22 protein-coding genes and 9 pseudogenes are annotated in these 26912 nt (G+C 73.1%); 20 read left to right on the top strand and 11 right to left on the bottom strand.

All coding sequences use genetic code 11. The features are described from left to right. Position 1: 1 nt before the first annotated feature. On the top strand, positions 2-464 hold a 463-nt coding region (locus UG55_RS32600), incomplete at its 5' end, for an HAD hydrolase-like protein (RefSeq protein ID WP_242423749.1). A gap of 49 nt (positions 465-513) precedes the next feature. On the opposite strand, the gene UG55_RS05055 is transcribed toward UG55_RS32600, so the two are convergent. After that, positions 514-852: an SCP2 sterol-binding domain-containing protein gene (locus UG55_RS05055; RefSeq protein WP_066063462.1), complete on the bottom strand. Its 339-nt coding sequence runs from the start codon at positions 850-852 to the stop codon at positions 514-516. Positions 853-1021: 169 nt separating this feature from the next. Here UG55_RS05055 and UG55_RS05050 point away from each other — a divergent pair, with 169 nt between their 5' ends. The 9 genes and pseudogenes from UG55_RS05050 (at position 1022) to UG55_RS05025 (ending at position 7611) form a co-directional block, all read left to right on the top strand. Next, on the top strand, positions 1022-1237 hold the full coding sequence (locus UG55_RS05050; RefSeq protein ID WP_066063460.1) for a hypothetical protein: 216 nt from the start codon (positions 1022-1024) through the stop codon (positions 1235-1237). Between the two features lie 16 nt (positions 1238-1253). Then, positions 1254-2258, top strand: a complete 1005-nt coding sequence (locus tag UG55_RS05045) for a TlyA family RNA methyltransferase (protein ID WP_066063589.1) — start codon at positions 1254-1256, stop codon at positions 2256-2258. After that, entirely contained in the window at positions 2258-3145 is an 888-nt protein-coding gene (locus UG55_RS05040; protein ID WP_066063458.1) for an NAD kinase, read from the top strand. The genes UG55_RS05045 and UG55_RS05040 overlap by 1 nt, the downstream gene beginning before the upstream one ends. Positions 3146-3251: 106 nt before the next feature. Continuing rightward, complete coding sequence (recN, locus tag UG55_RS05035; RefSeq protein ID WP_066063456.1) at positions 3252-5003, top strand: DNA repair protein RecN; 1752 nt, start codon at positions 3252-3254, stop codon at positions 5001-5003. A 212-nt stretch (positions 5004-5215) separates the two neighbouring features. Then, positions 5216-5852: pseudogene (locus tag UG55_RS32595) on the top strand (CTP synthase); the annotation flags it as partial. Position 5853: 1 nt separating this feature from the next. Beyond that, positions 5854-5994 (top strand): annotated as a pseudogene (locus UG55_RS32590) (hypothetical protein); the annotation flags it as partial. A gap of 1 nt (position 5995) precedes the next feature. Then, a pseudogene (locus UG55_RS32585) lies at positions 5996-6743 on the top strand (CTP synthase); the annotation flags it as partial. 1 nt (position 6744) lies between these two features. Further along, positions 6745-6991: pseudogene (locus tag UG55_RS32580) on the top strand (CTP synthase); the annotation flags it as partial. Then, the gene (locus UG55_RS05025; protein ID WP_066063452.1) at positions 6988-7611 is read left to right on the top strand and encodes an NUDIX domain-containing protein; all 624 of its coding nucleotides are present in this window, start codon (positions 6988-6990) and stop codon (positions 7609-7611) included. The pseudogene UG55_RS32580 and the gene UG55_RS05025, both read left to right, overlap by 4 nt. A 28-nt stretch (positions 7612-7639) precedes the next feature. Here the strand turns inward: UG55_RS05025 and UG55_RS05020 are convergent, their stop codons facing one another. Both UG55_RS05020 and UG55_RS05015 read right to left on the bottom strand, forming a co-directional pair. Beyond that, complete coding sequence (locus tag UG55_RS05020) at positions 7640-8506, bottom strand: PKD domain-containing protein (RefSeq protein ID WP_066063451.1); 867 nt, start codon at positions 8504-8506, stop codon at positions 7640-7642. Continuing rightward, positions 8503-9225, bottom strand: coding sequence for a hypothetical protein (locus UG55_RS05015; RefSeq protein ID WP_242423748.1), 723 nt, complete (start codon positions 9223-9225; stop codon positions 8503-8505). The genes UG55_RS05020 and UG55_RS05015 overlap by 4 nt, the downstream gene beginning before the upstream one ends. 221 nt (positions 9226-9446) lie before the next feature. On the opposite strand from UG55_RS05015, the gene UG55_RS05010 reads away from it, so the two are divergent. Continuing rightward, positions 9447-10464: tyrosine recombinase (locus UG55_RS05010; RefSeq protein WP_242423747.1), on the top strand; the 1018-nt coding region annotated here is incomplete at its 5' end. A gap of 27 nt (positions 10465-10491) precedes the next feature. Here the strand turns inward: UG55_RS05010 and UG55_RS05005 are convergent. Further along, positions 10492-10710: a hypothetical protein gene (locus tag UG55_RS05005; RefSeq protein WP_006542192.1), complete on the bottom strand. Its 219-nt coding sequence runs from the start codon at positions 10708-10710 to the stop codon at positions 10492-10494. Positions 10711-11244: 534 nt separating this feature from the next. Here UG55_RS05005 and npdG point away from each other — a divergent pair. Both npdG and UG55_RS04995 read left to right on the top strand, forming a co-directional pair. Beyond that, positions 11245-11928, top strand: a complete 684-nt coding sequence (npdG, locus tag UG55_RS05000) for an NADPH-dependent F420 reductase (protein ID WP_242423746.1) — start codon at positions 11245-11247, stop codon at positions 11926-11928. A gap of 14 nt (positions 11929-11942) precedes the next feature. After that, complete coding sequence (locus UG55_RS04995) at positions 11943-12746, top strand: helical backbone metal receptor (RefSeq protein ID WP_066063447.1); 804 nt, start codon at positions 11943-11945, stop codon at positions 12744-12746. A gap of 75 nt (positions 12747-12821) precedes the next feature. Here UG55_RS04995 and panB read toward each other — a convergent pair whose 3' ends face one another. After that, positions 12822-13787, bottom strand: coding sequence for a 3-methyl-2-oxobutanoate hydroxymethyltransferase (gene panB / locus UG55_RS04990; protein ID WP_066063444.1), 966 nt, complete (start codon positions 13785-13787; stop codon positions 12822-12824). A 400-nt stretch (positions 13788-14187) separates the two neighbouring features. Between panB and UG55_RS04985 the strand changes: the two genes are divergently transcribed. From UG55_RS04985 to UG55_RS04970, 6 genes and pseudogenes are all read left to right on the top strand, one after another. Next, complete coding sequence (locus UG55_RS04985; RefSeq protein WP_066063441.1) at positions 14188-14832, top strand: TetR-like C-terminal domain-containing protein; 645 nt, start codon at positions 14188-14190, stop codon at positions 14830-14832. A gap of 246 nt (positions 14833-15078) precedes the next feature. Next, positions 15079-17055, top strand: coding sequence for a threonine--tRNA ligase (gene thrS / locus UG55_RS04980; protein ID WP_066063439.1), 1977 nt, complete (start codon positions 15079-15081; stop codon positions 17053-17055). Between the two features lie 286 nt (positions 17056-17341). Further along, a pseudogene (locus UG55_RS32575) lies at positions 17342-17723 on the top strand (glutamine synthetase beta-grasp domain-containing protein); the annotation flags it as partial. A 27-nt stretch (positions 17724-17750) separates the two neighbouring features. Then, positions 17751-18700, top strand: a 950-nt coding sequence (locus UG55_RS04975) for a glutamine synthetase family protein (protein ID WP_242423745.1), incomplete at its 5' end; no start/stop codon positions are given. Beyond that, a pseudogene (locus tag UG55_RS32565) lies at positions 18697-19654 on the top strand (bifunctional glutamine-synthetase adenylyltransferase/deadenyltransferase); the annotation flags it as partial. The gene UG55_RS04975 and the pseudogene UG55_RS32565, both read left to right, overlap by 4 nt. A 1-nt stretch (position 19655) precedes the next feature. Continuing rightward, a partial coding sequence (locus UG55_RS04970) for a bifunctional [glutamine synthetase] adenylyltransferase/[glutamine synthetase]-adenylyl-L-tyrosine phosphorylase (protein WP_242423744.1) occupies positions 19656-21834 on the top strand: 2179 nt, incomplete at its 5' end. A 188-nt stretch (positions 21835-22022) separates the two neighbouring features. Here the strand turns inward: UG55_RS04970 and glnII are convergent. The 5 genes and pseudogenes from glnII to UG55_RS45140 all read right to left on the bottom strand — a co-directional run. Continuing rightward, positions 22023-23078, bottom strand: coding sequence for a glutamine synthetase GlnII (gene glnII, locus UG55_RS04965; RefSeq protein WP_066063432.1), 1056 nt, complete (start codon positions 23076-23078; stop codon positions 22023-22025). Positions 23079-23563: 485 nt separating this feature from the next. Beyond that, positions 23564-23876 (bottom strand): annotated as a pseudogene (locus UG55_RS32560) (type I glutamate--ammonia ligase); the annotation flags it as partial. A gap of 1 nt (position 23877) precedes the next feature. Next, positions 23878-24726: pseudogene (locus UG55_RS32555) on the bottom strand (type I glutamate--ammonia ligase); the annotation flags it as partial. A gap of 1 nt (position 24727) precedes the next feature. Further along, positions 24728-24909: pseudogene (locus UG55_RS32550) on the bottom strand (glutamine synthetase); the annotation flags it as partial. A gap of 1 nt (position 24910) precedes the next feature. After that, positions 24911-25009, bottom strand: a 99-nt coding sequence (locus UG55_RS45140; protein WP_396230807.1) for a hypothetical protein, incomplete at its 3' end; no start/stop codon positions are given. Between the two features lie 160 nt (positions 25010-25169). On the opposite strand from UG55_RS45140, the gene UG55_RS04955 reads away from it, so the two are divergent. Next, positions 25170-25646, top strand: a complete 477-nt coding sequence (locus tag UG55_RS04955) for an RDD family protein (protein WP_083986405.1) — start codon at positions 25170-25172, stop codon at positions 25644-25646. Positions 25647-25724: 78 nt separating this feature from the next. Here the strand turns inward: UG55_RS04955 and UG55_RS04950 are convergent, their stop codons facing one another. Next, positions 25725-26720: a DUF4191 domain-containing protein gene (locus UG55_RS04950; RefSeq protein WP_066063425.1), complete on the bottom strand. Its 996-nt coding sequence runs from the start codon at positions 26718-26720 to the stop codon at positions 25725-25727. Positions 26721-26912: the final 192 nt, after the last annotated feature.

Raw genomic sequence — 26912 nt, 5'->3', positions numbered from 1 at the left:
NGATCATCGTCGGTGACCGGCTGGACACGGACATCGAGGCGGGCTTCCGGTCGGCGACCCCGACCCTGCTGGTGTTCACCGGGGTCACCGGTCCGGCGGACCTGCTGGCCGCCCCGCCGCGGCACCGGCCGACGTTCCTCGCGGCCGACCTGCGCGGGCTGCGGCGCGCGCATCCGGCCGCGGTCGTGCGGGACGGAGTCGCCCGCTGCGGGGAGTGGGTCTGCGGTCTGGACGGTACCGTCCTGCGCTGGCAGCGCGCGGTGGACGGCGGTTCGCCGGGTGCGTCCGGTGCGTCCGGTGCGTCCGGTGTCGACGGGGCCGACGGGGCCGACGACGGCCTGGATGCTCTGCGCGCGGCCTGCGCGCTGGCCTGGTCCGCCCTCGACGAGGGCCGAGCGCTGACGGGCCTCGCCGACGAGCGCCCGCCGGGCTGTGCGGAGCTGCGGCCGCCGACCGCGAGCTGAGCACCGCCGGGCCGGGTGCGCGGCCGCCCGGGTCAGAGCGGCCGCCGGGTCAGAGCAGCGCGCGTACCCGCAGCAGGTCACGGACACTCGCGTCGATCTTGAGCCGGCCGCTGGCCCAGGCCGAGGTGATCGAGAGTGTCCCATCGGTCACGGCGAGCAGGTCGTCGCTGCTGACGGTGAGGGTGATCTGGGCACCTGGCCGCTCACCCTCACCGATGTCCCGCAGGCAGCCGTCCCGCAGATGACCGGAGAAGGTCGCCTCCAGGTCCGGAATGCGGCACACGATCACGCGGTCGGGGGTGCGGGGCGGCCGGCGACCGCGAGCGAGGTCGTCGAGGCGGGAGGCGAGGGCACGTAGCGCGGCCTCACACTGCACACGGTCGGCCATGCCGGACCTCCACCTCCTCCACCTCCTCCGTCACCGCCAGCAGACACTAACGCGTGCGTGCGGCGCCCGGACGGACCGATCGCGACCCGGATGTGAGCGCAGCCACGTACGCGCCGGCTGATGCGCAGGCCGGGCACCGGCATCGCGCGGAATGCGAGAGGCTTGTCCGGTGAACACCGACGAACTGTCCGCCGAGCTGACGGCGGCGCTCGAGCGGCTCGCGACGCTCCCCGGCCGGCCGGCCGGGGAGCATCTGGAGGCGTTCGAACAGGTGCACAGCCTGCTGGAGGAATCCCTGCGGGATCTGGCCGCCGACCCGGGCCCGGGCGCTGTTCCCGGGCCCGGCGGTTCCCCTGGGCCCGGTGGCGTCCGGGCCCCCAGGTGAGGCGGGGGGCCTGTCGGTGGCGCGCCGTACACGTCTGGACGTAGAGCTCGTCCGCCGCCGGCTCGTCACATCCCGGGAGCGTGCCGCCGAGGCGATCAGCGCCGGGCGGGTGCGGGTGGCCGGGGTGACGGCGACGAAGGCGGCCACGATGGTCGACGGTTCGGCGTCGATCGTCGTCGCGGTGGCGGACGATCCCGGCTACGCCTCCCGCGGGGCGCACAAGCTGGTCGGCGCCTTCGAGGCGTTCGGGGTGCCGCTCCCGCCGGGGCCTGCCGGCGGGCCTGCGCCCGGAGCGCAGGTCGCCAGCGGGCTGTTGGTCGACGGGCCGGTGGTCGCCGGGCCGCCGCTGGTCGTGGCCGGCCGGCGCTGCCTGGACGTCGGCGCCTCCACCGGAGGGTTCACCGATGTCCTGCTGCGGTACGGTGCCCGGGAAGTCGTGGCTGTCGACGTCGGTTACGGGCAGTTGGTCTGGCGGCTGCGCGCGGATCCGCGGGTGCGCACGCTGGACCGGACGAACGCCCGTTACCTGACTCCCGAGCAGGTCGGGGATCCGGTGGAACTGGTCGTCGGTGACATCTCGTTCATCTCACTGGTTCTGGTGTTGCCGGCGCTGCGCGCCTGCGCGCAGCCTGGCGCCGATTTCGTCCTTCTGGTCAAACCGCAGTTCGAGGTCGGCCGGGAACTTCTCGGCTCAGGCGGTGTGGTCCGTGATGTTGCCCTGCACGCCAGTGCTGTCCGGTCCGTCGCGACGTCCGCTGGGGGCCTCGGGCTCGGGGTACGTGGGGTGGCCGCCAGCCCCCTGCCCGGCCCGGCCGGAAACGTCGAGTACCTCCTCTGGCTGCGTGCCGACGCCGCGCCGGCCGCCGGCGAGGTCGAGGCGATGATCGCCGCGGCGATCGAGGCGGGGCCGGCGGGCGACCGGGCCACCGCCAGCGACGCAGCCAGTGCCAGCGACGCAGCCAGTGCCAGCGGCAGAGTTCCCGTTTCTCCCTCTCCCACCACCTCCCCAAGGACCGGCTGATGACCCGTGAGGTTCTTGTCGTCACCCATCCGCGCCGCTCCGTGGTGCGGGAGAGCGCCCAGCGGGTGCTGGAGATGCTCGCCGCCGCCGGGGTCTCCCCGCGGGTGCTGCGGGACGAGGCCGAGCTGCTCGACCTCTCGGCGCCGAACGTGGTGCCGGTGGACATCGACGCCGCCGTCGGCACGGAGCTGGTGCTGGTCCTGGGCGGCGACGGCAGCCTGCTGCGGGGCGCGGAGTTCGCGCGCTCGGCCGACGTCCCGCTGCTCGGCGTCAACCTGGGGCATGTCGGCTTCCTCGCCGAGGCGGAGCCCGACGCCCTGGCCGCCACGGTGGAGCACGTCGTCCGCAAGGAGTACACCGTCGAGGAGCGGATGACCGTCGATGTGACGGTGCGTCACCAGGGGAAGCTCATCTACACCGGGTGGGCTCTCAACGAGATGTCGCTGGAGAAGGCCGAGCGCGCCCGGATGCTGGACTGCGTCCTGGAGATCGACGGGCGGCCGTTGTCCCGGTGGGGGTGCGACGGGGTGATCTGCTCGACCCCGACCGGCTCGACCGCGTACGCGTTCTCCGCCGGTGGCCCGGTGATGTGGCCGGGGGTCGAGGCGCTGCTGGTCGTGCCGATCAGTGCGCACGCCCTGTTCGCGCGCCCGCTGGTGCTCGCGCCGGACGCGACGGTCGCCGTCGAGGTGCTGCCGGACGTCCCGGCGGTGCTGTACTGCGACGGGCGGCGGATGGTCGACGTCCCGCAGCTGTCGCGGGTCGAGGTGGCGCGCGGGCGCCGGCCGGTGCGCCTTGCTGTGATCCGGCCGCGGCCGTTCACCGACCGGCTGGTCGCCAAGTTCGATCTTCGCGTCGTCGGCTGGCGGGGCCGCACGCAGCGCTGAGGAGGCACGGGCCGGCGGCCGCCCGAGGCGGGATATCGGCGGCACGCCGCCCTTTCCCCGATTTCCGGGTGCCGGGTGAGGTGGCGGTGACGCTAGAGTTCGGGGCGTGCTCGAGGAGATTCGCATTCGCGGCCTCGGCGTCATTGACGATGCTGTCCTCGACCTGGCGCCAGGGCTGACGGTGGTCACCGGGGAGACCGGCGCCGGCAAGACCATGATCGTCCAGGGGTTGGGGCTGCTGACCGGGGGGCGGGCCGACTACGCCCTGGTCTCCCGGCTGGCCGGGCGGGCGTCCGTCGAGGCCCGGCTTGTGGTGCCCGCGGAGTCGGCCCTGGTCAAACGGGTGCGCGAGCTCGACGGCGAGATCGACGAAGATGTGATCATCATGGGGCGCACGCTGACCGCGGAGGGTCGCTCCCGCGCTCAGCTCGCCGGCCGGTCGGTGCCGGCGAGCGTGCTCGCCGAGATCACCGAGAACGTCATCGCCGTGCACGGCCAGTCCGAGGCGCAGCGGCTGCGGCGTCCCGCCACCCAGCGCGACGCGCTCGACCGTTTCGCCGGGGCGGCCGTCGCCGAGCCCCTGGGGCTCTACCGGCGGGTCCACGCGCGGCGGGCGAAGGCCCGGGCGCGGCTGGCCGAGATCACCGGCCGGGCGCGGGAGCGGGCGCAGGAGGCGGAGCTGCTCCGCCTCGGTCTCGCCGAGGTCGAGCGGGTCGCGCCGCTGCCGGGGGAGGACGCGGCCCTGGCCGCGGAGCTGAGCCGGCTGGAGCACGCCGAGACCCTGGTCTCCGCGGCGCGCTCGGCGCACGCCGCCCTGGCCAGCGATCCGGCCCTGGGTGACGAGGGGCCGGCGGCGCTCGACCTGGTGGGGGCCGCGCGCCGGATCGTCGCCGGGGATGCGGCGCTCGACCCGGCCCTGGCCGAGCTCGCGAACCGGCTCACCGAGGTGACGGCGCTGCTCACCGATGTCACCGCCGACCTCGCCTCCTACGCGGCGGGGGTGGAGTCCGACCCCGAGCGGCTGGCGGGGGCGCAGGCCCGCCGGGCCGAGCTCACGGCGCTCGCCCGCGCGCACGGCACGGACGTCGACGGCGTGCTGGCCTGGGCCGAGACCGCCGGGCGGCGGCTGCTCGAGCTCGACGGCGACGGCGACCAGTCCGGCGCGCTGGCGGCCGAGTGCGAGGCGCTGACCACGGAGCTCGCCGGTCTCGCCGAGCGGATCAGCGCGGCCCGCGTGGCCGCCGCCGAGCGGTTCGGTACGGCGGTGGCGGCCGAGCTGGCGGGCCTGGCGATGCCGCGGGCCCGGGTGGAGGCGGTCGTCAGCCAGCGCGAGGACCCCGAAGGGCTGCCCGTCCGTGGCCGGACTGTGGCCTACGGGCCGAGCGGGATCGACGAGGTGGAGCTGCGCCTGGTGCCGCATCCCGGCGCGCCGGCCCGGCCGGTGGAGAAGGGTGCCTCCGGCGGGGAGCTCTCGCGGGTGATGCTCGCCATCGAGGTCGTTCTCGCCGCCGCCGACGCCGGCGCCACCATGGTCTTCGACGAGGTCGACGCCGGGGTGGGCGGCCGGGCCGCGGTCGAGATCGGGCGGCGGCTCGCTCGGCTCGCCCGCACCCACCAGGTCATCTGCATCACCCACCTCCCGCAGGTGGCCGCCTTCGCCGACCGGCACCTGGTCGTCCACAAGGCCAGCGACGGCTCGGTGACCCGCAGCGGCGTGGTGGCGCTGGACGGCCCGGAGCGGGTGCGTGAGCTGTCCCGGATGCTCGCGGGCCAGGAGGAGAGCACGCTGGCCCGCGGCCACGCCGAGGAGCTCCTCGCCGCGGCGGCCGCCGACAAGGCCGAGCTGCCGCCCTCCTGACCGTCCCGCGCCCGTGACCGGCCCTGTCCCGGTGACCGTCCCGTCCCGGTGACCGTCCCGTCCGGGCTCGGCCGTCGCACCGGCGGCGGGTGGGCGCCGGTGTGGGTGACGTGTGGGCGGGGCGGCCGGAGCCCCTGCTCCCGGCGGTGTTACCGTGAAGACCCGTGGAGGCGCCGGGGCCGGTACCGGCGGCGTGACCACGGGAGTTCCGCGTGGCGCAGGCGCATATGACAAAGCATGTGTTCGTTACGGGAGGCGTGGCTTCCAGCCTCGGCAAGGGGCTGACAGCATCCAGCCTCGGCCGGTTGCTGAAGGCCCGCGGGCTACGGGTGACGATGCAGAAGCTCGACCCGTACCTGAACGTCGACCCGGGCACCATGGACCCGTTCCAGCACGGTGAGGTCTTCGTGACCAACGACGGGGCCGAGACGGACCTGGACATCGGGCACTACGAACGGTTCCTCGACGTCGATCTCGACGCCAGTGCCAACGTGACCACGGGCCAGGTGTACTCCGCGGTGATCGCCCGCGAGCGGCGCGGCGCCTACCTGGGCCAGACGGTGCAGGTCGTCCCGCACATCACTGACGAGATCAAGGATCGGATCCGCCGGCTGGCGACCGACTCGGTGGATGTCGTGATCACCGAGGTGGGCGGCACGGTGGGTGACATCGAGTCACTGCCCTACCTGGAGGCGATCCGCCAGGTCCGGCACGAGGTCGGCCGTGACAACGCGTTCACGGTGCACGTCAGCCTCGTCCCCTACCTGGCTCCCTCGGGAGAGCTGAAGACGAAGCCGACCCAGCACTCGGTCGCCGCGCTGCGCAGCATCGGGCTGCAGCCGGACGCGGNGGTCTGCCGCTCCGACCGGCCGCTGCCCGACGCGCTCAAGCGCAAGATCGCGCTGATGTGCGACGTCGACGACGAGGCGGTGGTCGGAGCCCCCGACGCCGGCTCCATCTACGACATCCCGAAGGTCCTGCACAAGGAGGGNCTGGACGCCTATGTCGTGCGCCGCCTCGGTCTCAGCTTCCGGGACGTCGACTGGACGGAGTGGGACACCCTCCTGCGCCGGGTGCACCATCCCAAGAACAGCGCGACCGTGGCCATCGTCGGGAAGTACATCGACCTGCCCGACGCCTACCTGTCGGTGACCGAGGCGCTGCGGGCCGGTGCGTTCGCCGCCGACGCCCGCGCCGACATCCGCTGGATCGCCTCCGACGAGTTCACCTCGCCCGAAACCGCGGCCCACCTGCTGGACGGCATCGACGGGATCATCGTGCCGGGCGGGTTCGGGGTCCGGGGCATCGAGGGCAAGATCGCCGCGCTGCGGCACGCCCGTGAGCACGGCATTCCCACCCTGGGGATCTGCCTGGGCATGCAGTGCATGGTGATCGAGGCGGCGCGGTCGATGGCGAAGCTGGCGGAGGCGAACTCGACCGAGTTCGACCCGGAGACCGCCCACCCGGTGATCTCCACGATGGCCGACCAGCGGGATGTGGTCGAAGGCCTGCGCGACATGGGCGGCACGATGCGCCTCGGTCTCTTCACCTGCGCGCTGGGAGCGGACAGCGTCGCCCGCCGGGAGTACGGCGAGGCCGAGGTGCAGGAACGGCACCGGCACCGCTACGAGGTCAACAACTCCTACCGGGAGCGGCTGGCCGACGCCGGGCTGGCGTTCTCCGGGACGTCTCCGGACGGTCGGCTGGTCGAGGTCGTCGAGCTGCCCGCCGACACGCACCNGTTCTACGTGGGGACCCAGGCGCATCCGGAGTTCCGCTCGCGGCCGACCCGCCCGCACCCGCTGTTCCGCGGGCTCGCCCAGGCCGCGGTGGTCCACGCGGACCGGCGCCGGGGGCTGCTGCCCGTGGACATCCCGGCGCTGGAGGCGGCTGACTCGCCCGCGGTGGCCGGCGTCGCCGCCGTCAACGCCGTCGCCGGTGTCAACGGTGTCAACGGCATCAACGGCGGGGAGCTGGTCTCCCCGTGAGCGAGACCGCGCACAGCTACGAGGTGGCGGACAGCTCCGTCGTCTACCGCGGCCGGGTGATCTCCCTGCGGCGGGACATGGTGCGGATGCCCGACGGCGACACCTCGCAGCGGGACGTCGTGGTGCACCCCGGCGCCGTCGGCGTGGTCGCGCTGGACGAGCGGGAACGGGTCGTGATGGTGCGCCAGTACCGCCACCCGGTCCGCGGACCGCTGTGGGAGCTGCCCGCGGGCATCCTGGACGTCCCCGGCGAGCCGGCGTCGATCGCCGCGGCCCGGGAGCTGGCGGAGGAGGCCGGGCTGCGGGCGGGCCAGTTCGACCTGCTGGTCGACGTGTACGCCTCGCCCGGAATGACGGACGAGGCCTACCGCGTGTTCCTCGCCCGTGACCTGGTGGAGATCCCGGCGGCCGAGCGGCATGTCGGCGTCCACGAGGAGGCGGAGATGGACATCACCCGCGTCGAGCTGTCGGAGGCGGTGGACCGGGTGATGCGGGGTGAGATCACCAACGCGATGGCGGTGATGGGCCTGCTGGCCACCTACCGGGCCCGGGCCGACGGCTACCGGAACCTGCGGCCTGTCAGCTCCCCCTGGGCGGCCAGGCCGGCCGCCAGCGGCTGATCCGGAGGCGGCGGCCCGGCGGGTGGGGTCAGTCGTTCCCGACGAGCACCCCGCCGGCCTCCTCCACCGTGATCGGTTCGGTCGCGGTGAGGGCGATGTCCGCCAGCGGGAAGGCCTGCGCCACCCCGGGCACGGTGAAGTAGCCGTTCCAGGTCACGGTGAGGGTGACCTGGTAGGTGCCCGGGCGCCGGTAGGAGTGGGTGACGTAGGCGTCCGGATGCTCCCGGGGTGAGATCGCCGGGTCGTAGGGCCGGCCGGGGGCGTCCGGCCCGCTCTCGCCGTCACCGAACCGCCAGGTGTAGTGCGGCACGGCGCTGATCGTCGCCAGCACCGGCTCGGTCACGTCGAAGGTGAACGCGGGCGGCACCGCGGTGTGCACGATCGCGGGCAGGTTGGCGAAGCTGTTGCCGGCGGGCTGGATCAGGACGTTCGGGGTGGGCAGCAGTTCCTCGCGCAGGTAGTCCGCGAACCGGGCCGCGAGGTCGTCGACCGCGATCCCGTCCGGGTCGTACAGGACCGGTCCGCACTGCGCGGTCAGGGCGTCGTACTCGGCCCGCTCGGCGTCGGTCATCTCCGGCGCGGCGCCGACGCCGGTGAGCAGGGCGCAGATCGCGTCGGGATCGGGTGGGCAGTCGTCACCGCAGCCGGCCCCGCCGCCGCCACCGTCGTCCAGTGGCACCTGCTCCAGCAGCCCGTTGTGATAGCGGTACTGGTACCCGCGGTCGGTCGCGCGGGTGTCGCAGCTGCCCCAACCGGCTACCGTGCAGGCGTCCGGCACCGGCGGGGCGGCGGCGGCCGGCGGTGCGGAGCCGGTCAGCCGGCCGTGACCGGGTGCGGCCACCGCGGCCGCGGCCAGCAGCGCGACTACCGCGGCCCGCGCCCGGCCCCGGCTCATGACCGCCGGCCCGCGGCGGTGTAGGTGATGTTCTGGATGCGCCAGCCGGGCCCGGTCAGGGCCAGCCGCGCGGTGGCCGGGCGGGCCGGAACTCCGGGCTGCTCGCCGGCGTCGCGCCCGGCCGGGTCGAGGAGCCGGACCGTTCGAGCCGTCGCGGTGAACTGGACGTCGACGACTGTGCCCCGCCGTTCCCCCGGGCTCAGCCCGGTGATCTCGTAGGGGGCCGCGGCGGCCCGGGCGCCGATCTGATCGAGCCGGCGGGTCACGCCGACGTCCAGCGCGCAGGTCTGGCAGCCCGGCAGGGCGGTGGTCGAGATGTCGGCCACCCGGCCGGCCTGCGCGGCGGCGTTGATCTCGCTGAAGTACGCCTCGACGACGCGGCCGGCGCCGGCGGGGGAGTCGTCCCGGGGCAGGACCGCCGCGGTGGAGCCCTCGCCGCCACCGCCCGCCCCCGGGGCGGTCGACGTCGGTGCGGCGGCTGTCGCCGGGGGTTGTGCCGCGCCGGAGCCGGCGCGGGCCGGGGCCGGCGCTCCGCCCGACCCGCCCGCGCCACCGCAGCCGATGAGCGTCAGGCTGGCGCAGAGCGACCACACGACCGGGAGCGCGGAAACGGCGATCGCCCGCCGCCGCGCGGGCCGCCGCTCCGCGGGCCGCCGCTCCGCGGGCCGCGGCTCCGCCTCGGGTTCCGCGCGAGGTGACGATATGGCGGCTCTCCGCACAAACTGCCACGATAGACGGTTCCCGACGCCGTGGTGACGGTCAACGGCGAACCGGCGTCGACGCGCCCTAATATCAGTTCGATGATGACCGCGGCGGAAGGCGACGACGTCCGCCGCGGTGGGCCCGGCGCCGACCTCTCGGCCGACGCCTCGGACCGGGCCGCGAGCGGCTCCGCGGGCGCCGGCCAGCTCATCGACCGCTACCTGGACCATGTCGGCCNGGAACGCGGGCTGGCCCGCAACTCGGTGCTCGCCTACCGCCGCGACCTGCGGCGTTATCACGAGTACCTGGCGGCGCGGGGCATCACCTCGCTTGCCGCGGTGGGCGCGGACGAGATCGCGCGCTTCGTCGCCGTGCTGCATGCGGGTGACGCGGTCCACCCGCCCCTCGCGCCGGCATCCGTCGCCCGGATGCTCGTCGCGGTGCGGTCGCTGCACCGTTTCGCGGCGAGCGTGGGCGATGTCAGCGAGGACGTGTCCCGTCCGGTCCGCCCGCCCACGCCGCCGCGGCGCCCGCCGCGGGCACTGACAGTGGATCAGGTGTCCGCGGTCCTCGCCGCGGCGGGGCTGTCCACCGGTGAAGACCGGGCCGAGGCCACCGCGGAACCGCTGGATGTACCGGGAGCCACGGAGACACCGGGAGCCACGGAGACACCTGAAGCCACGGAGACACCTGGAGCCGAGCCCGCGGCCGCACCGGCCGGTGGCGACCCGCTGGGCCTGGCTCGGCGGCTGCGGGCCGCGGCCCTGCTCGAACTGCTCTACGGGACGGGCGCGCGGATCTCGGAGGCGGTGGGTCTCGATCTCGACGATCTGGACCTGGAGCGCTCGCAGGTCCGGCTGGGTGGCCCCGGCGGCCGGAACCGGGTCGTCCCGCTGGGACGATGCACGGTGGCCGCGCTGGAGCGTTACCTGCGAGCCGGCCGGCCGCTGTTGGTCGCCGCCGGTTCCGGCGCGGCCGTCTTCCTCTCCCGGCGGGGTACCCGCCTCTCCCGGCAGAGCGCCTGGTCGGCGTTGCGGGCGGCGGCGGACGCCGCCGGTGTGGACGGGGCGTCACCGCATGTGCTGCGGCACTCGTTCGCCACCCACCTGCTTGACCGGGGAGCCGATCTGCGGGTGGTGCAGGAACTGCTCGGTCACGCGTCGGTCAGCACGACCCAGATCTACACACTGCTCCCCGATGCGCTGCCCCCCGATGCGCTGCTGCCCGAGGCGGGGCGACCCGCCTCGGGCCCGTGACCGGAGACCCTGGCTTCGGGAGCGCCGTCAGGACGGGGTGTAGGGCCCGAGGCTCGGCATCCCGTTCGAGGGCGCGGGGGAGGGGACCCCACCGACACCGCCCACCGACTGGTTGCTGCGCTCGGCGAGGGTTTCGCCCACCTTGCGCGCGATCGCTTCCATCAGGCGCAGTGCCTGCGGCAGCGACAGGTTCAGCACCACTTCGCTGTCGTTCGTCATCGCGAAGCGAACCGACACGTCCGCCATTGCTCGACCTCTCTCGCCTGACTCGGAAGTTCTGCCAACCAAAGATCTGTCTGGTGCCTGTGACTGGGAACGGTACGGCCCATCTCGGACGAACGCACGCTCGGGGTTCCCTGAAGCGGGTCGACCCTCACGTTGTGTCAGATCGCCGGCGCTCCACGTCGCGGTCAGAGTTCTGTGCGGATCCGCCACTCCTGTTGCTCCTTCGCCGGTCGCGACGCATCGCCGGAGGCGTCGGGGCCCCGCCCGCCGGGCCTGGGTTCAGGTGGCCCTGGGTAGCGCGGTCGCGATCGTAGCTGCCCCGTTGTTCCTTCATAGTCCACTATCGGGCGGGTGGCCTTGTCGGCGGGTGGGGGATATGTCCAGCCGGCTTGTGTTGTCGTCTCGGTGCGTTCGGTGGGGCGTTCGTGGTATCCGGCGGCCCCCGGTCCACGGCGTTCCCGCGGCGTCCGCCCGATCGATCAGGCAACTGGGAGCGGCGTCACAGGCTGTGACGTGGCTCGGCATGTGCGACCGGCTTGGGGCAGGATGACTGTCGTGACCACTGCCTCGCCCTCACTTCCTGACGTGTCCTCCCTGGTGATCGGGATCCTCGGCGGTTCCGGACCCCAGGGCGGCGGCCTCGCCGTCCGTTTCGCGATGGCGGGTCATGAGGTGCTTGTCGGCTCGCGCTCGGCCGAGCGCGGCCGCGAGGCCGCCGCGAAGCTCGCCGGCGCCGGTCGGCGGATCGAGGGCGGGGACAACGCCGACGTCGCCGAGCGGGCCGACGTGGTCATCGTCGCGGTGCCCTGGGAGGGGCACGGCGAGCTGCTCGCCGATCTGCGCAAGCAGCTCGCGGGAAAGGTCGTCATCGACTGCGTCAACCCGATGGGCTTTGACAAGGGTGGCGCCTTCGCCCTTCCCGTCGAGGAGGGCAGTGCCGCGCAGCAGGCGGCGGCCGTGCTGCCGGACAGCACCGTCGTCGGCGCCTTCCACCACGTCTCCGCCGTCCTGCTCCTGGACGAGGCGGTCGACTCCGTCGACACCGACATCCTGGTGGTCGGCGACGACCGGCCCGCGACGGACACGGTGATCGCGCTGGCGAACCGGATCCCGGGAATGCGCGGCATCTACGCCGGCAAACTGCGCAACGCCGGCCAGGTGGAGGCGCTGACCGCCAATCTCATCTCGGTCAACCGCCGGTACAAGGCGCACGCCGGCCTGCGGGTCACCGACGTCTGATTCGGCGCGTCCGGATGACGACACCGGCCGGCGGCCCCCCGCGGGACGGATCCGGTAACCCGCTGGACGACCTGGGCAACCCGGTGTCGGTGCCGGCGGTGGTCCGCAGAGTGGTCTCCCTCGTACCGAGCCTCACCGAATCCGTCGCGGCCAGCGCCCCGGAGCTGCTGGTGGGAGCCACCGACTGGTGCTCACATCCCCCGGGCCTGGCGGTCACCCGGGTGCGCGGGACGAAGAACCCGGACCTGGCGGCGGTGCGGGCGCTGGCCCCGGACCTGGTCTGTGCCAACGCGGAGGAGAACCGCGAGGTCGACCTGGCCGCGCTGCGCGCCGCGGGGCTCGCTGTCTGGGTGACCGCGCCGACCACCGTGCCGGAGTCGCTGCGCAGCCTCGACCGGCTGCTGCGGCTCGGCTGCCGGCTGCCGCGCCCGGCCTGGCTGGACGCCGCCGAGCGGATCTGGTCCGAGCCGCACCGGGGCCCCCGCCGCCGCGCCGTGATCCCCATCTGGCGCCGGCCGTGGATGGCGGTCGGGCGGGACACCTTCACCGGGGACGTGCTGGCGCGGCTCGGTGTCGACAACGTGCTGGGCGGCTCGGCGCAGCGCTACCCGCGGGTGGATCCCGCCACGCTGCCGCCGCATGACCTGGTGGTGCTGCCGGACGAGCCGTACGCCTTCAGCCCGTCCGACGGCCCGGAGTCGTTCGCGGCGCCCGCGGTGTGCGTTTCCGGCCGGCTGCTGACCTGGTACGGCCCCTCGCTGGTGCGGGCGCGGGCCGAACTCACCGCCGCACTGGGCGGAGCCGTCGCCGGCCCGTGAACGACCCCGGCCACATGTCCTTCTCCCCGGTCTGGCGGGGCCACCGGGCGGTGGGCCCCACCGGACCGGTCGAGTTCAGTAGCTGTGCGCGACAGTCGGGTACTCCCCGCCGGCGACCTCGTCGCTGAAGGCGACCGCGGCGTCGGTCAGCGCCGTCCGCAGATCCGCGAAGCGCTTCACGAAACGCGGCGGACGCCCGCCGGTGAGCCCGGCCATGTCCTGCCAGACGAGCACCTGCGCGTCGCAGTCGGCGCCGGCGCCGATCCCCACCGTCGAGATCACCAGCTCCTTGGTCACCCGGGCGGCCAGATCCGCCGGGACGACCTCCAGCACGACGGCGAACGCGCCGGCCTCCTGCAGGCCGATGGCGTCCGCGAGCAGGACGTCACCGGCGCGGTCGCGACCCTGGACGCGGTACCCGCCGAACGCGTGGACGCTCTGCGGGGTGAGACCCAGATGCCCCATCACCGGCACACCGGCAGCCACCAGCGCCTCGACCTGGGGCCGGACCCTGGCACCGCCCTCCAGCTTGACGGCCTGGGCGCCGCCCTCCTTGAGGAAGCGGGCGGCGGTGGCCAGCGCCTGCTCGGGGCTTCCCTGGTAGGAGCCGAAGGGCAGGTCCGCCACCACCATCGCGTTCGGCGCCCCGCGTACCACGGCGCGGACGAGCGGGATCAGCTCGTCGACGGTGATCGGGACGGTGGTCTCGTAGCCGTAGACGGTGTTGGCGGCGGAGTCCCCGACGAGCAGGACCGGGATGCCGGCCTCGTCGAAGATCCCGGCGGTGGTGAAGTCGTAGGCGGTGAGCATCGCCCACTTCTCGCTCCGGTCCTTGGCGGCGCGGATGTCGCGCACCGTGGTCCGGCCGCCGGGGGCGGTGCGGATGCGGCCCCGGGCCCCCGGCCCCGGCGCGGCGGAGGCGGGGCGGGCCGTGGTCGGCGCGCCGTAGAGCGTCGCCGCCTGAACCGACTCCGCCGCCGGCTCTCGCCCGCCGGCGCCGGTGGGGTCGGCCGCGGCGGGATTGCCGATCGATGAGCTCATGCAGACTCCCGGTGATCCGTCCGGGCGCGGGAGCGCGTCCCGGCGTCCCTCCATGCTGCCACCAACAGGGCGGCCGCCGACAGGGCGGACAACGGCCGGTCGGCGCCAAGGTGCTGGTGTGTCGTCGCGGCGTGGCGCATTGTGCACAGGCGTGGCGTCGACGCAAACAGATGCGCGTGGCGTCGCACACACGTACTCTCCGATCTTGACAAGCTCGGGGTCATGAGCCGCGGCACGAGGTGCCCGGTGCGACCGGGCTGGGTGGGCAGGACCGTGATCTCCGCACGGTGACGCGGGCGGTGCGACGAAGGCGCGGGTGGCATAGAGGTATGCGGATGGATCGTCCGGGTGACCGACGCGGGCGCGGCGCGCCGTCGTGTCGGCGTGGCGGCGAGGCCTGATGGCGGTGGCACCCGCCAGCGGGACGGACCCCCGTGAACGCCCGGCCCGCCCGCCGTCCGGAGTGGTCCGCCCCCCGGGCCGGCCCCGCGACAACAGACGTGATCCGCTGATCATCGAGGCGACCCTGGCGGCACTGGCCGCCAACGGGTTCGGCGGTCTGTCGATGGAGGCGGTCGCCGCCGCGGCGGGAGTGGGCAAGGCCACCGTCTACCGGCGGTGGCCGACGAAGGGCGCCCTGGTCGCCGACGCCCTGGCGACCCTCGCCGAGCCGCATGAGCCGCATGACACCGGGTCCCTGCGCGACGACCTGGTCGCGGTGGTGAACGCCGTGCGCCGGAACAACATCCAGACGCTGTCGGGGCGGATCATGCCGCGGCTGCTGGCGGAGAAGGAGTCCCACCCCGACCTGTTCGACACCTACCGCCAGCAGGTGATCGCGCCGGCCCGGGAGCAGGTCGCGAGCGTGCTGCGCCGGGGGGTGGCGGCCGGGGAGCTCAAGGCGGATCTCGACATCGACCTGGTGACGGACATGCTGGTGGGCCCGGTCTCCTACCGGCAGTACACCGCCGGCAGCCACGAGGTGACCGGGACGCGGATCAGCCAGATCGTCGACACCGTCCTGGGTGGTATCCGCGCCCGCTGACGCCCGCCCGCGCGCCGCTCACCCTCCGTTCACCTCCGGGTGCGTAATCCCGTTGGGGCCCTCGGAGCACGCGAGTAGCATCGGCGATCGGGACGGCCTGGTGTCGGCACCGTGGCCTGGGCACGTGCCGAACGCCGGCGCCCCGGCGAAACCTGTTTCCGAGAGTTTCATCACAGCATCACCGCCCCTGGTCGGGGCGTGCACGGGCGCGTCCCGACCATCCGTCAACCGCAGCAGGAGAGTCCGGTGTCCGACGTCCGCGTTACCGTTCAGCGAGGTCAGCAGGCCGAGGAGCGGGTGGTGCGGGCGGGGACGACGGCCGCCGAGCTCTTCGACGGCGAGCGGTCGGTGATCGCCGCCCGGGTCGGCGGCCAGCAGCGCGACCTGGCTCATCCACTGTCGGCGGGCGACGTCGTCGAGCCGATCACGGTCGACTCGCCGGACGGGCGGGCCATCGTGCGCCACTCCTGCGCCCATGTGGTGGCCCAGGCGGTGCAGGACCTGTTCCCCAAGGCGCGGCTCGGCATCGGACCGCCGATCCAGGACGGCTTCTACTACGACTTCGACGTCGAGCGGCCGTTCACCCCCGAGGACCTGAAGGCGGTGGAGAAGCGCGCCCAGGAGATCATCAAGGCCGGGCAGCGGTTCTCCCGCCGGGTGGTCACCGACGACGAGGCGCGCGCCGAGCTCGCCGACGAACCCTACAAGATCGAGCTGATCGGGCTGAAGTCCAGCGCCGGTGACGATGCCGACGCCTCCGTCGAGGTCGGCGCGGGCGAGCTCACCATCTACGACAACCTCGATCCGAAGTCCGGCGAGCTGTGCTGGAAGGACCTGTGCCGCGGGCCGCACGTGCCCACCACCCGGCACATCCCCGCGTTCGCGGTGCAGCGCTCGGCCGCGGCCTACTGGCGGGGCAGCGAGCGCAACCCGCAGCTGCAGCGCATCTACGGCACCGCCTGGGAGTCCCGGGACGCGCTCAAGGCCTACCAGCACCGGCTGGCCGAGGCGGAGAAGCGCGACCACCGGCGCCTCGGCGCCGAGCTGGACCTGTTCTCGTTCCCGACCGAGATCGGCCCCGGGCTGGCCGTGTTCCACCCCAAGGGCGGCGCGATCCGCACCGTCATGGAGGACTACTCGCGGCGCCGGCACATCGAGGCCGGCTACGAGTTCGTGAACACCCCGCACATCACCAAGTCGGACCTGTACGAGATCTCCGGGCACCTGGACTGGTTCGCCGACGGCATGTACCCGCCCATGCAGCTCGACGGCGGGGCGGACTACTACCTCAAGCCGATGAACTGCCCGATGCACATCCTGATCTTCCGGTCGCGCGGCCGGTCGTACCGGGAGCTGCCGCTGCGGCTGTTCGAGTTCGGCACCGTCTACCGGTACGAGAAGTCCGGTGTGGTGCACGGCCTGACCCGGGTGCGCGGTCTCACCCAGGACGACGCGCACCTGTTCTGCACCCGCGAGCAGCTGCCCACCGAGCTCGACACCGTCCTGAAGTTCGTGCTGGGCCTGCTGCGCGACTACGGCCTGGAGGACTTCTACCTGGAGCTGTCGACCCGTCCCGAGGGCAAGGCGATCGGCTCGGACGAGGAGTGGGAGGAGGCGACTGAGCTGCTGCGCGAGGCGGCCTCCAAGCAGGACCTCGAACTGGTCATGGACCCGGGCGGCGGCGCGTTCTACGGGCCGAAGATCTCGGTGCAGGCGAAGGACGCCATCGGCCGCACCTGGCAGCTGTCCACCATCCAGGTGGACTTCCAGCTCCCGCAGCGCTTCGACATGACCTACCAGGCGGCCGACGGCACCCGCCAGCGCCCGTTCATGATCCACCGGGCGCTGTTCGGGACGATCGAGCGGTTCTTCGCCATCCTGCTGGAGCACTACGCCGGGGCGCTGCCGCCGTGGCTGGCCCCGGTGCAGGTCGTCGGCATCCCGATCACCGACGAGCACGTGCCGTACCTGGCGGGGGTGGCGGCGAAGCTGCGGGAGCACGGGATCCGGGTGGAGGTCGACTCCTCCGACGACCGCATGCAGAAGAAGATCCGTACGGCCCAGAAGCAGAAGGTGCCGTTCATGCTGCTGGCCGGGGACGAGGATGTCGCCAAGGGCGCGGTGTCCTTCCGCTTCCGCGACGGCTCGCAGCGCAACGGCGTGCCGGTGGACGAGGCCGTCGCCGAGATCCTCGACACCGTGGAGCGGCGCGTCCAGGTCTGAGCGCGCCGCTGGTCCGGGTCGGCGGCTGACCGGGACCGTGGTGACGGGGCTGTCTGATCAGGCGGCAGGTCCCGTGGGCCGGGGGGCGGTCCAGCGGTTGCGGTCGCGCAACGTCGCTGTAACGTCTGCAGCCAGGGGCGGCAACAGTCGCTACTCTCGGGCAAAGTACCCGGTGGCGCCGTGTCCGGTCCGGAGCCCTCCGGGCCGGCGGCGGTTCCGGGCCGGACTGCCAGAAGATGACTCGGCTCGCCGTGCCGACGAGTCCGCACTCACGCGCGGAGGGCCCATGGACAAGCAACAGGAATTCGTACTCCGCACCCTGGAGGAGCGCGACATCCGGTTCGTGCGGCTCTGGTTCACCGACGTGCTCGGGGTGCTGAAGTCCGTCGAGATCGCGCCGGCGGAGCTGGAGGGCGCGCTGGCGGAGGGCATCGGCTTCGACGGGTCCGCGATCGAGGGCTTCGCCCGGGTGCACGAGGCGGACATGCTCGCCCGGCCGGACCCGTCCACCTTCCAGGTCCTCCCCTGGCGGGGCGAGCACCCGATGACGGCCCGCATGTTCTGCGACCTGGTCATGCCCGACGGCACGCCCGCCGCCGCGGACTCGCGCTGGGTGCTGCGCCGCACGCTGGCGAAGGCGGCCGACGCCGGGTTCACCTTCTACACCCNCCCCGAGATCGAGTTCTTCCTGCTCNAGGAACCGCCGACGAGGGGGCGCCCGGTCCCGCCGCCGGTGGACGAGTCGGGCTACTTCGACCTGACCCCGAACGACATCAGCCACGACTTCCGCCAGCAGGCCATCAGCGTGCTGGAACGCCTCGGCATCTCGGTGGAGTTCAGCCACCACGAGGTCGCGCCCGGCCAGCAGGAGATCGACCTGCGCTACGCCGACGCGCTGACCATCGCCGACAACATCATGACCTTCCGCCAGGTGGTGAAGGAGGTGGCGCTGCGGCAGGGCATCTACGCGACCTTCATGCCCAAGCCGTTCAGCGACCAGGCCGGTTCGGGTATGCACACCCACATGAGCCTGTTCGAGGGTGACCGCAACGCCTTCCACGACCCGACCGACGAGTACCAGCTCTCGAAGGTGGCGAAGGCGTTCATCGCGGGGGTGCTGACGCACGCCGCGGAGATCACCGCCGTGACGAACCAGTGGGTGAACTCCTACAAGCGGCTCGTGGGCGAAGGCCGTGCCGGAGAGCTGCGGGAGGCGCCCGCCTACGTCTGCTGGGGCCACAACAACCGGTCGGCCCTGGTGCGGGTCCCGCTGTACAAGCTCAACAAGTCGAACGCCGCCCGGGTGGAGTTCCGCTCGCCGGACAGCGCCTGCAACCCGTACCTGACCTTCGCGCTCATGCTCGCCGCCGGCCTGCGCGGGGTGCAGCACGGGTATGAGCTGCCCGCGCCCGCCGCCGACGATGTCTGGACGCTCACGGACGAACAGCGCCGCGAGCGCGGGATCACCGCGCTGCCCGGTTCGCTGGCCGAGGCGATCGCGGCGATGGAGAGCTCCTCGCTGGTCCGCGACACCCTCGGGGACGAGCTGTTCGACTTCTTCCTGCGGAACAAGCGCTCGGAATGGATCGAGTACCGCAGGCAGGTCACCCCCTTCGAGATCGACCGGTACCTTCCGACGCTGTGAGTGACCGGCGGGCGGGCGCCGAGCCGCGGCGCAACACCGTCGGCGCCCAGCTCGCCCGGCTCGGTTTCACCGACGTCGAGCGGGCCGCGGCGACGATGCGCCGCGTCGGGCTGCTGCCCGCGGACGACGGCGCCCCCGGGTTCGCGGGGAACCTCGTCATCGGCGAGCTGGCCGTCGCCGCGGATCCGGACCTCGCGCTGCGCTGCCTGGAACGGATGCTGGACGCCCAGCCCGCCGGCTCGGGCGGCCGGCTGCTGTCGGCCCTGGCCGACCGCCCCGGCCTGCGGCGCCGGTTGGTCGCGGTGCTGGGGGCGAGCGCGGCGCTGGGCGACCATCTCGTCGTCCACCCGCGGGACTGGCTGATCCTGGAACCCGAGTCGACCACCACCGGGCCGGCGGATCCGGCCGCTGTCCGCGCCGACCTGCTCCGCGCGGTCGGCGCCGAGCCGGCGGCCGCGCTGCCCCTGGCCGGCGGTGACGGGCCGGAGGTGCTCGACGCACTGCGGCTGGCCTACCGGCGGGCCCTGCTGGTGCTGGCCGCGCGGGACCTCACCGGCACGGTGTCGCTGGACGACGCGGCCGCCGAGCTCGCCGACCTGGCCGGGGCGGCGCTCGACGCCGCGCTCGCGGTGGCCCGCGTCGGTCTCGGGCCGGCCGACGTGCCCGTCCGGCTCGCGATCATCGGCATGGGCAAATGCGGCGGGCGCGAGCTGAACTACGTCAGTGACGTGGACGTCCTGTTCGTGGCCGAGCCGGAGCCGGGCTCCGACCAGGAGGCGGCCCTGCGCACCGCGACCCGGCTGGCCGAGGGGATCGTGCGGGTCTGCGGCACACCGACCGCGGCCGGAGAACTGTTCCAGGTGGACGTCAACCTGCGGCCCGAGGGCCGGCACGGCGCGCTCGTCCGAACCCTCGAGAGCCACGGCGTGTACTACCGGCGCTGGGCTCGGACCTNGGAGTTCCAGGCGCTGCTCAAGGCCCGGCCGGTGGCCGGCGACCTCGAGCTCGGCGGGCGGTTCGGCGAGATGATCGCGCCGCTGGTGTGGACGGCGGGATCCCGCCCGGACTTCGTCGCGGATGTGCGGGCGATGCGCCGGCGCGTGGAGCGCTCACTGTCGCGTTACGAGGCGGACCGCAACCTCAAGCTCGGTCCCGGCGGGCTGCGCGACGTCGAGTTCGCCGTCCAGCTGCTGCAGCTCGTGCACGGCCGGGCGGACGCCAAGCTACAGGTGGTGTCGACGCTCGACGCGCTCGACGGCCTGACCCGGGGCGGCTATGTCGGCCGGCGGGACGCCGCCGGGTTCGCCGACGCCTACCGGTTCCTGCGGGTCGCCGAGCACCGCCTGCAGCTGCAGCGGCTGCGGCGGGTGCACACCCTGCCGCGTGAACCCGGTGACCTGCGCTGGCTCGCCCGCTGCCTGGGGCTGCGTGGGGCGGCCGAACTCGCCGAGGAGCACCGGCGGGTGGCGCGGACCGTCCGCTCCCTGCACGAGAAGCTCTTCTACCAGCCACTGCTGGAGTCCGTCGCGCGGCTGTCGGCGGAGGAGATGCGCCTGACCCCGCAGGAGGCCGCCGACCGGCTGGCCGCGCTCGGCTTCGCCAACCCGGCGCGCTGCCTGCGGCACATCGAGGCGCTCACCAACGGGGTGAGCCGGACCGCCGCGATCCAGCGTCGCCTGCTGCCGACCATGCTGCCGACCTTCGCCGACGCCCCCGAGCCCGACGCGGGGCTGCTGGCCTACCGGCAGGTCAGCGAGGCACTCGGCCGCACCCCGTGGTACCTGCGCCTGCTGCGTGATTCGGCCGGCGCCGCCGACCGCGTCGCCCGGGTGCTGGCGACGAGCCGGTACGTCGCCGACCTGATGGCCCGGGCGCCGGAGTCGGTGCGGCTGCTGCGGACCGAGGACGAACTGCGCCCGGTGCCGCGGGCGGCGCTGGCCCGGACCCTGCTCGCGGTCGCGCACCGCAACCCCGACACCCGGGACGCGGTGGGCCGCGCGCGGGCGGTGCACCGGGTCGAGCTGGTCCGCGTCTCCTGCGCCGATCTGCTGGGGCTGCTGGACGTCGGCGCCGTGGGCAGGGCACTGTCGGACGCCGCCGCGGCCACGATCGAGGCGGCGCTGCTGGTGGCGCGCCGGGAGATCCTCGGAGAGCACCGCGCCACCGGCGGGACCGCCAGCGGGACCAGCGGCGGGACCAGCGGCGGGACCAGCGGGACCAGCGGCGGGACCACCGGGGAAGGTGCCGACGAGGGTCCCGTCCGGCTGGCGGTCGTCGCGATGGGCCGGCTCGGCGGTGCCGAGATGTCCTACGGCAGCGACGCCGACGTGCTGTTCGTCCACGAGGCGGGGCCGGGAGTCGGTGAGGCGGAGGCGGCCCGGCTCGCTGCCGCGATCATCGGCGAGCTGCACCGCCTGCTCGCGCTGCCGGGGCCCGATCCGCCCCTGCGGCTGGACGCGGCGCTGCGCCCGGAGGGCCGCGGTGGCCCGCTCTCCCGCACGCTGGACGCCTACAGGGCCTACTACGGCCGCTGGTCAGCCGGGTGGGAGGCGCAGGCGCTGCTGCGCGCGTGCCCGCTGGCGGGGGATCTGGGACTCGGCGAGCGGTTCTGTCGGCTCGTCGACCCGGTGCGTTACCCGGAAGTGCTACCGGACGACGCCGTCGCGGAGGCGCTGCGGCTGCGCGGCCGGATGGAGCGGGAACGGATACCGCGTGGGGCCGACCGGAGCCTGCACGTGAAGTTCGGGCCCGGCGCGCTGACCGACATCGAGTGGACGCTGCAGATCCTGCAGCTGCGCCACGCCAGGCGGGTGCCGGCGCTGCGCACCACCTCGACCAGGGAGGGGCTGCGTTCGGCGGCCGAAGCGGGTCTGATCAGCCCGGGGGAGCTCGCGGCGTTGGACGCCGCCTGGACGCTCGCCTCCCGGATCCGCAACGGGATCATGCTGACGTCCGGGCAGGCCGGGGATCTGCTGCCGGCCCGTCGGCCCGGGCTGGAGCAGGTGGCCCGCGCGCTGGGCTACCCGGCGGAGAACGTGGCGGACCTGCCGCACGACTATCGGCGGACCGCCGCCCGCGCGCGTGCGGTGGCGGACGAGGTCCTCGGCCGCGAGCGGTCCGCCCGCCGGGTCTGAGCAGTCCGCCGGGTCTGAGCCGCCGGCGGTGCCCCGGGACTGGCGGGCAGGAGGGTTCGGCGGGAGACGAGATCCCCCGGAGGTGGGATCGGCGGGCCCCGACACTCTCGCGTCGGGGCCCACGACCTCGTGAGGTGCCCGGTGGGCCCGGGAAGTTCCCGGCGGCCCCGAGCGGGTTACCGGGTGCGTCAGACCGAGACGGTCGTCTCGGCGGTCTGCGACGGGACGAACAGGGTCGGCTTGTCGCCGGCCAGCGCGCTGCAGCAGGTGTCCACGATCAGCGCGGAGACCACGTACGGGTCCATGTTCGCGTTCGGACGGCGGTCCTCGATCCAGCCCTTCTTGGCCTTCTCGACGGCCCACGGGATCCGGATCGACGCGCCGCGGTCCGAGGCACCCCAGGAGAACTTGTTCCACGGGGCGGTCTCGTGCTTGCCGGTGAGGCGGTCCTGGATGCCGGTGCCGTAGTGGGTCACGTGCTCCATGACGCGGGTGCCCAGGGACTCGCAGACGGTGACGATCGCGTCCCAGCTCTCCATGGTCTGCTTCGTGGAGAAGTTGGTGTGCGCGCCGGCGCCGTTCCAGTCACCGAGGACCGGCTTGGCGGCGAAGGACACCGACACGCCGAAGTCCTCGGCGATGCGGTGCAGCAGCCAGCGCCCGACCCAGATGTGGTCGCCGATCGCCGGCGTCGGCAGAACGCCGATCTGGAACTCCCACTGGCCCATCATGACCTCGGCGTTGGTGCCCTCGATCGCGAGGCCGGCGTCGAGGCACGCCTGGGTGTGCTTCTCGACGATGTCCCGGCCGGGCATCTTCTCGCCGCCGACGCCGCAGTAGTACGGGCCCTGCGGCTCGGGGAAGCCGACCGCCGGCCAGCCGAGCGGGCGACCGTTCTGGAAGAACGTGTACTCCTGCTCGATGCCGAACATCGGCGTCATGTCGGCGTACTTCTCGGCCACCGTGCGGGCGGCGGCCCGGGTGTTCGTCGGGTGCGGGGTGAAGTCGGTCAGCTGCACCTCGCACAGGACGAGGACGTTGTCGCCACCCCGCAGCGGGTCCGGACAGGTGAAGACCGGCTGCAGCACGCAGTCGGAGTTCGAACCCGGGGCCTGGTTGGTGCTGGAGCCGTCGAAGCCCCAGATCTCCGGCTCCCTGCCGCTCTTGACGATGCGGGTCTTGCTCCGCATCAACGGCTCCGGCTCGGTGCCGTCGATCCAGATGTACTCGGCCTGATAGCTCACTCGTACTCCCCGTGGTTGACGTGTCACGTGACGGAGCGACTGTGTGATCGGCCGGGGGAGGGCCGACCNCGGCCGCAACTGACGGGAGGGTTCGTCCGGAGCTTGGTCGGGTCCCGTTTCCAATCAGTTCCCGGGTTGTTAATTCTCGGTCACTCGGGTGTTGCCGGGCGGGCGAAGTCGCCTCGGGGAAGCGAAATCAGCCGCCAGCCGCGGTGGGTACGGAGCGGAAAAACCGCCGTAACGACGGAAGGCCCGTGTCCACAGGTTCATGGACACGGGCCTTCCGTTCCCGGCCCATCCGCCGGGGCTTCCCCGCCCGCATTCGGTTAACGCCCCGGAGCCGTCATCGGTGGTGGTCGTTGGTCCGTACCGGTGCGGCCCACAGGTCATACCGGAGGCGGGCGGCCGGGCCCGGGAGCGGTGGGTCGATCGCGCCGGCGGAGCCCATTGGTGACCCCACCGCCGCATCGGCCGGAAATCGCTGGCTAGATGTCGTAGTAGAGGCTGAACTCATAGGGGTGGGGCCGCAGCCGGATAGCGTCGACCTCGTTCACCCGCTTGTAGTCGATCCAGGTCTCGATGAGGTCGCCGGTGAAGACGTTTCCCTCACGGAGGAAGTCGTTGTCGGCCTCCAGCGCGTCCAGGACCTTCTCCAGGGAGCCGGGAACCTGGGGGACGGCCGCGAGCTCGTCGGGCGGCAGCTCGTAGAGGTCCTTGTCGATCGGGTCCGGCGGGTCGATCTTGTTCTTCACGCCGTCGAGGCCGGCCATCAGCATCGCGGCGAAGGCGAGGTACGGGNTGCAGCTCGGGTCGGGCACCCGGAACTCGACCCGCTTCGCCTTCGGGGAGTCGCCGCCGAGCGGGATCCGGCAGCACGCCGAGCGGTTACGTGCCGAGTAGACGAGGTTCACGGGGGCCTCGTAGCCCGGTACCAGCCGCCGGTAGGAGTTCGTGGTGGGGTTGGTGAACGCGAGCAGCGCCGGGGCGTGGTGCAGCAGGCCGCCGATGTAGTGCCGGGCGGTGTCGGACAGTCCGCCGTACCCGTTGGGGCTGTAGAAGAGCGGCTCCCCGTCCTTCCACAGGCTCTGGTGGGTGTGCATGCCAGAGCCGTTGTCCTCGAACAGCGGCTTGGGCATGAAGGTCACCGTCTTGCCCCGGCTGCGCGCGACGTTGCGGATCACGTACTTGTAGAGCATCAGGTTGTCGGCCGTCTTCAGCAGCGTGTCGTACCTGATGTCGATCTCGGCCTGGCCGGCCGTCCCGACCTCGTGGTGCTGCATCTCGACGGTGATGCCGACCTCGAAGAGCACGCGGCTCATCTCCGAGCGCAGGTCGGTGAAGTGGTCCGTGGGCGGCACCGGGAAGTAGCCCCCCTTGAAGCGGGGCTTGTAGCCGAGGTTGCCGCCCTCCTCCTTGCGCGCGGTGTTCCAGGCCGCCTCGACCGAGTCGACCGCATGCATGGAGCCGTAGGGATTGTAGTCGTACCGGACGTCGTCGAAGATGTAGAACTCGGCCTCGGGCCCGAAGTACGCGGTGTCGGCGATGCCGGTGCCGCGCAGGTACTCCTCGGCCTTCTTGGCGATGTTGCGGGGGTCGCGGGAGTACTGTTCCTTGGTGATCGGGTCGTGGATGAAGAACGTCATCGCGANGGTGGAGTGCTCGCGGAAGGGGTCGATGAACGCCGTCCGCGGGTCCGGCAGCAGGAGCATGTCCGATTCGTGGATCGCCTGGAAACCCCGGATCGACGATCCGTCGAACATGAGACCGTCACTGAAGACCGACTCGGAGAAGACCTCGGTCGGGATCGTGAAGTGCTGCATGACGCCGGGCANGTCGCAGAACCGTACATCAATGAACAGAACTTTTTCGTCCCGGATATAGCGGAGTACGTCGTCGGCGTTCGTGAACATCCACCCTCCAGCGTTCTTCAGGCTTCCAATGACTGACAGAGTACGCTCTGAGCGGTTGCGTTGCGTGACAGCATGGCGTACCGGGGAAATCACCACACTGTTTCCGGGATGTTACCGTAGCGGCGTCTGTCACGATGTGTCATCGCCTGGATGGCGTGGGCGCGCCGCATAGGCTTGCGGTGTGGGACGCGCACTCGGAGGTTGGCTGGAAGGGCCCGGACTGCCTCGGGACAAACCACCCGGAGCCCGGCTCGGGCTTCCGGTGGACGGGCCCGGCTCGGTGGTGGGCTTCGGCCCCCGGATCATCGCCTTCATCGTCGACGGGGTGTTGGCCAACCTGCTGGTCGGCCTGCTCTACGTCGTCGGCGTGAGCGCGGCGGCGGACATCCGCGGCCTGGCGGTCTTCGGAGCCTTCCTGCTGGAGGAGTTCGTGCTGATCTCGGTCGCCGGGCAGACCATCGGTATGCGGCTCGCCGGCATCCGGGTCATCCGGGCACGGGACGGCGAACGGCAGGGCTGGGTGTGGATCCTCGCCCGAACCCTGCTGCTGGCGCTGCTCGTGCCGGCCTTCATCTGGGACCGCGACCTGCGTGGCACGCATGACCGGGCCGCGGGCACGGTCGTCGTCCGCGATGCGGTGGTGCCTTCGAAGGCATGAGCGGGCCGGGCGCGGGGCGCCCGGCCCGGGTGCGGGTTCCGCGGTGCGGGCGGGTGCGCGGCTGCCCGCGCACCCGGGTCAGCGCAGGCGCCCGCCGCGTGGGATGTTCCGCGGGATGGGGCCCTTCGGGATCGGCAGCGCCGGGCTGCTCACGGCCCGCAGCCGGCGCTCCAGGGCGTCGACGTCACGCTTGCGCAGTTCACGGCGCAGCCGCATGAGGGTGCTCTGCAGTTTCGGGAGGGGAATCTCGCCCTCGCCGTTGCCGACGATGTAGTCGAGCAGCGGGGCGTCGCCGACGATCTTGCGGATGCGCCGCTTCTCGGCGACCAGCAGCTCCCGCGGGCCGCGCCCGCGGCCTTCGGCGATGAGGACCACTCCGGCGCGGCAGACCACACGATGGACGACATCCTGGTGCCGGTTCACGCCGACAGCCGGGGTGAGGCGCCAGTCCCCGCGCATCCGCTCGACCACGCCGGCGGCGGCGCCGGGTTTCCCCTCCATCTCGGCGTAGGCGGTCTTCTGGACCCGGCGGCTGAAGACGTTGAGTGCCACGACCAGCCCGAGCAGGACCGCGATCGGCAGCCAGATGTACAGCGGGCCGACGAAGATCCCCAGCACCACCCCGACCGCGATCGGCACGACGAGCGCCAGCAGGCTCAGCCAGAGCACCTGCGGATCGCGCTGCCGGGTGATCTTGTACACGAGTCGGAGCTGCGCGAGCTTCCCTGCGGAACCCCCGGCGGGCTCGCCGCCGCCGGGCCGACTGCCTCGGCCCGGCTGACCAGCCCCGCCGGCGCCCTTCGGATCGCCGGCCCGGGCACCGCCGCTCTGGGCGCCGCCCTTCTTCCCGCCGCTCTTCCGGGCACCGCTGTTACCGGTGCCCCCGGCCTGCGACGCCATCGCGCTCCCGCTCGCACCGCGCGGGTCGCCGCCAGCCGGCCGGCTTCCAGCCCGGCCCGCCGCACCCGGCCGACCCGATCGACGGGAAGACCCGTCACTCGTTGTTCCGTTCCCACCCGCGGCCGCGAGCACCGGCTCCCCGCCGGCACCGGTCGGCTTCCTCCGCAGCGCCATAGCCGCGAGCCTACGGCCTGGCGGCGCCTGCCTGGCGGCTGGTCGGTGCCGGCGGCTCAGGAACGTGCGGCCGCGGGGCGGGTTCGGGTCGGTGCGATCCGTGCCCTGGCCGCCCGGGGAGCGCCGGGGCGCGCTCCCGGGGCCCGGCCGGCACCGGGGCGTGGCGCGGCTTCCCGGGGGGCCGGCAGGTCG

This window comes from Frankia sp. EI5c (assembly GCF_001636565.1).
Classification (GTDB): Bacteria; Actinomycetota; Actinomycetes; order Frankiales; family Frankiaceae; genus Parafrankia.
This window is presented reverse-complemented; position numbering and strand designations above follow the sequence as displayed.

Bases quoted from the DNA above. Each gene is read 5' to 3' on its own strand.
- panB (WP_066063444.1), bottom strand. From the start codon at position 13,787: ATGAGCTCATCGATCGGCAATCCCGCCGCGGCCGACCCCACCGGCGCC.
- UG55_RS04995 (WP_066063447.1), top strand. From the start codon at position 11,943: ATGACGACACCGGCCGGCGGCCCCCCGCGGGACGGATCCGGTAACCCG.
- UG55_RS05040 (WP_066063458.1), top strand. From the start codon at position 2,258: ATGACCCGTGAGGTTCTTGTCGTCACCCATCCGCGCCGCTCCGTGGTG.
- UG55_RS04950 (WP_066063425.1), bottom strand. From the start codon at position 26,720: ATGGCGCTGCGGAGGAAGCCGACCGGTGCCGGCGGGGAGCCGGTGCTC.
- UG55_RS05005 (WP_006542192.1), bottom strand. From the start codon at position 10,710: ATGGCGGACGTGTCGGTTCGCTTCGCGATGACGAACGACAGCGAAGTG.
- UG55_RS05055 (WP_066063462.1), bottom strand. From the start codon at position 852: ATGGCCGACCGTGTGCAGTGTGAGGCCGCGCTACGTGCCCTCGCCTCC.
- UG55_RS04985 (WP_066063441.1), top strand. From the start codon at position 14,188: ATGGCGGTGGCACCCGCCAGCGGGACGGACCCCCGTGAACGCCCGGCC.
- UG55_RS05020 (WP_066063451.1), bottom strand. From the start codon at position 8,506: ATGAGCCGGGGCCGGGCGCGGGCCGCGGTAGTCGCGCTGCTGGCCGCG.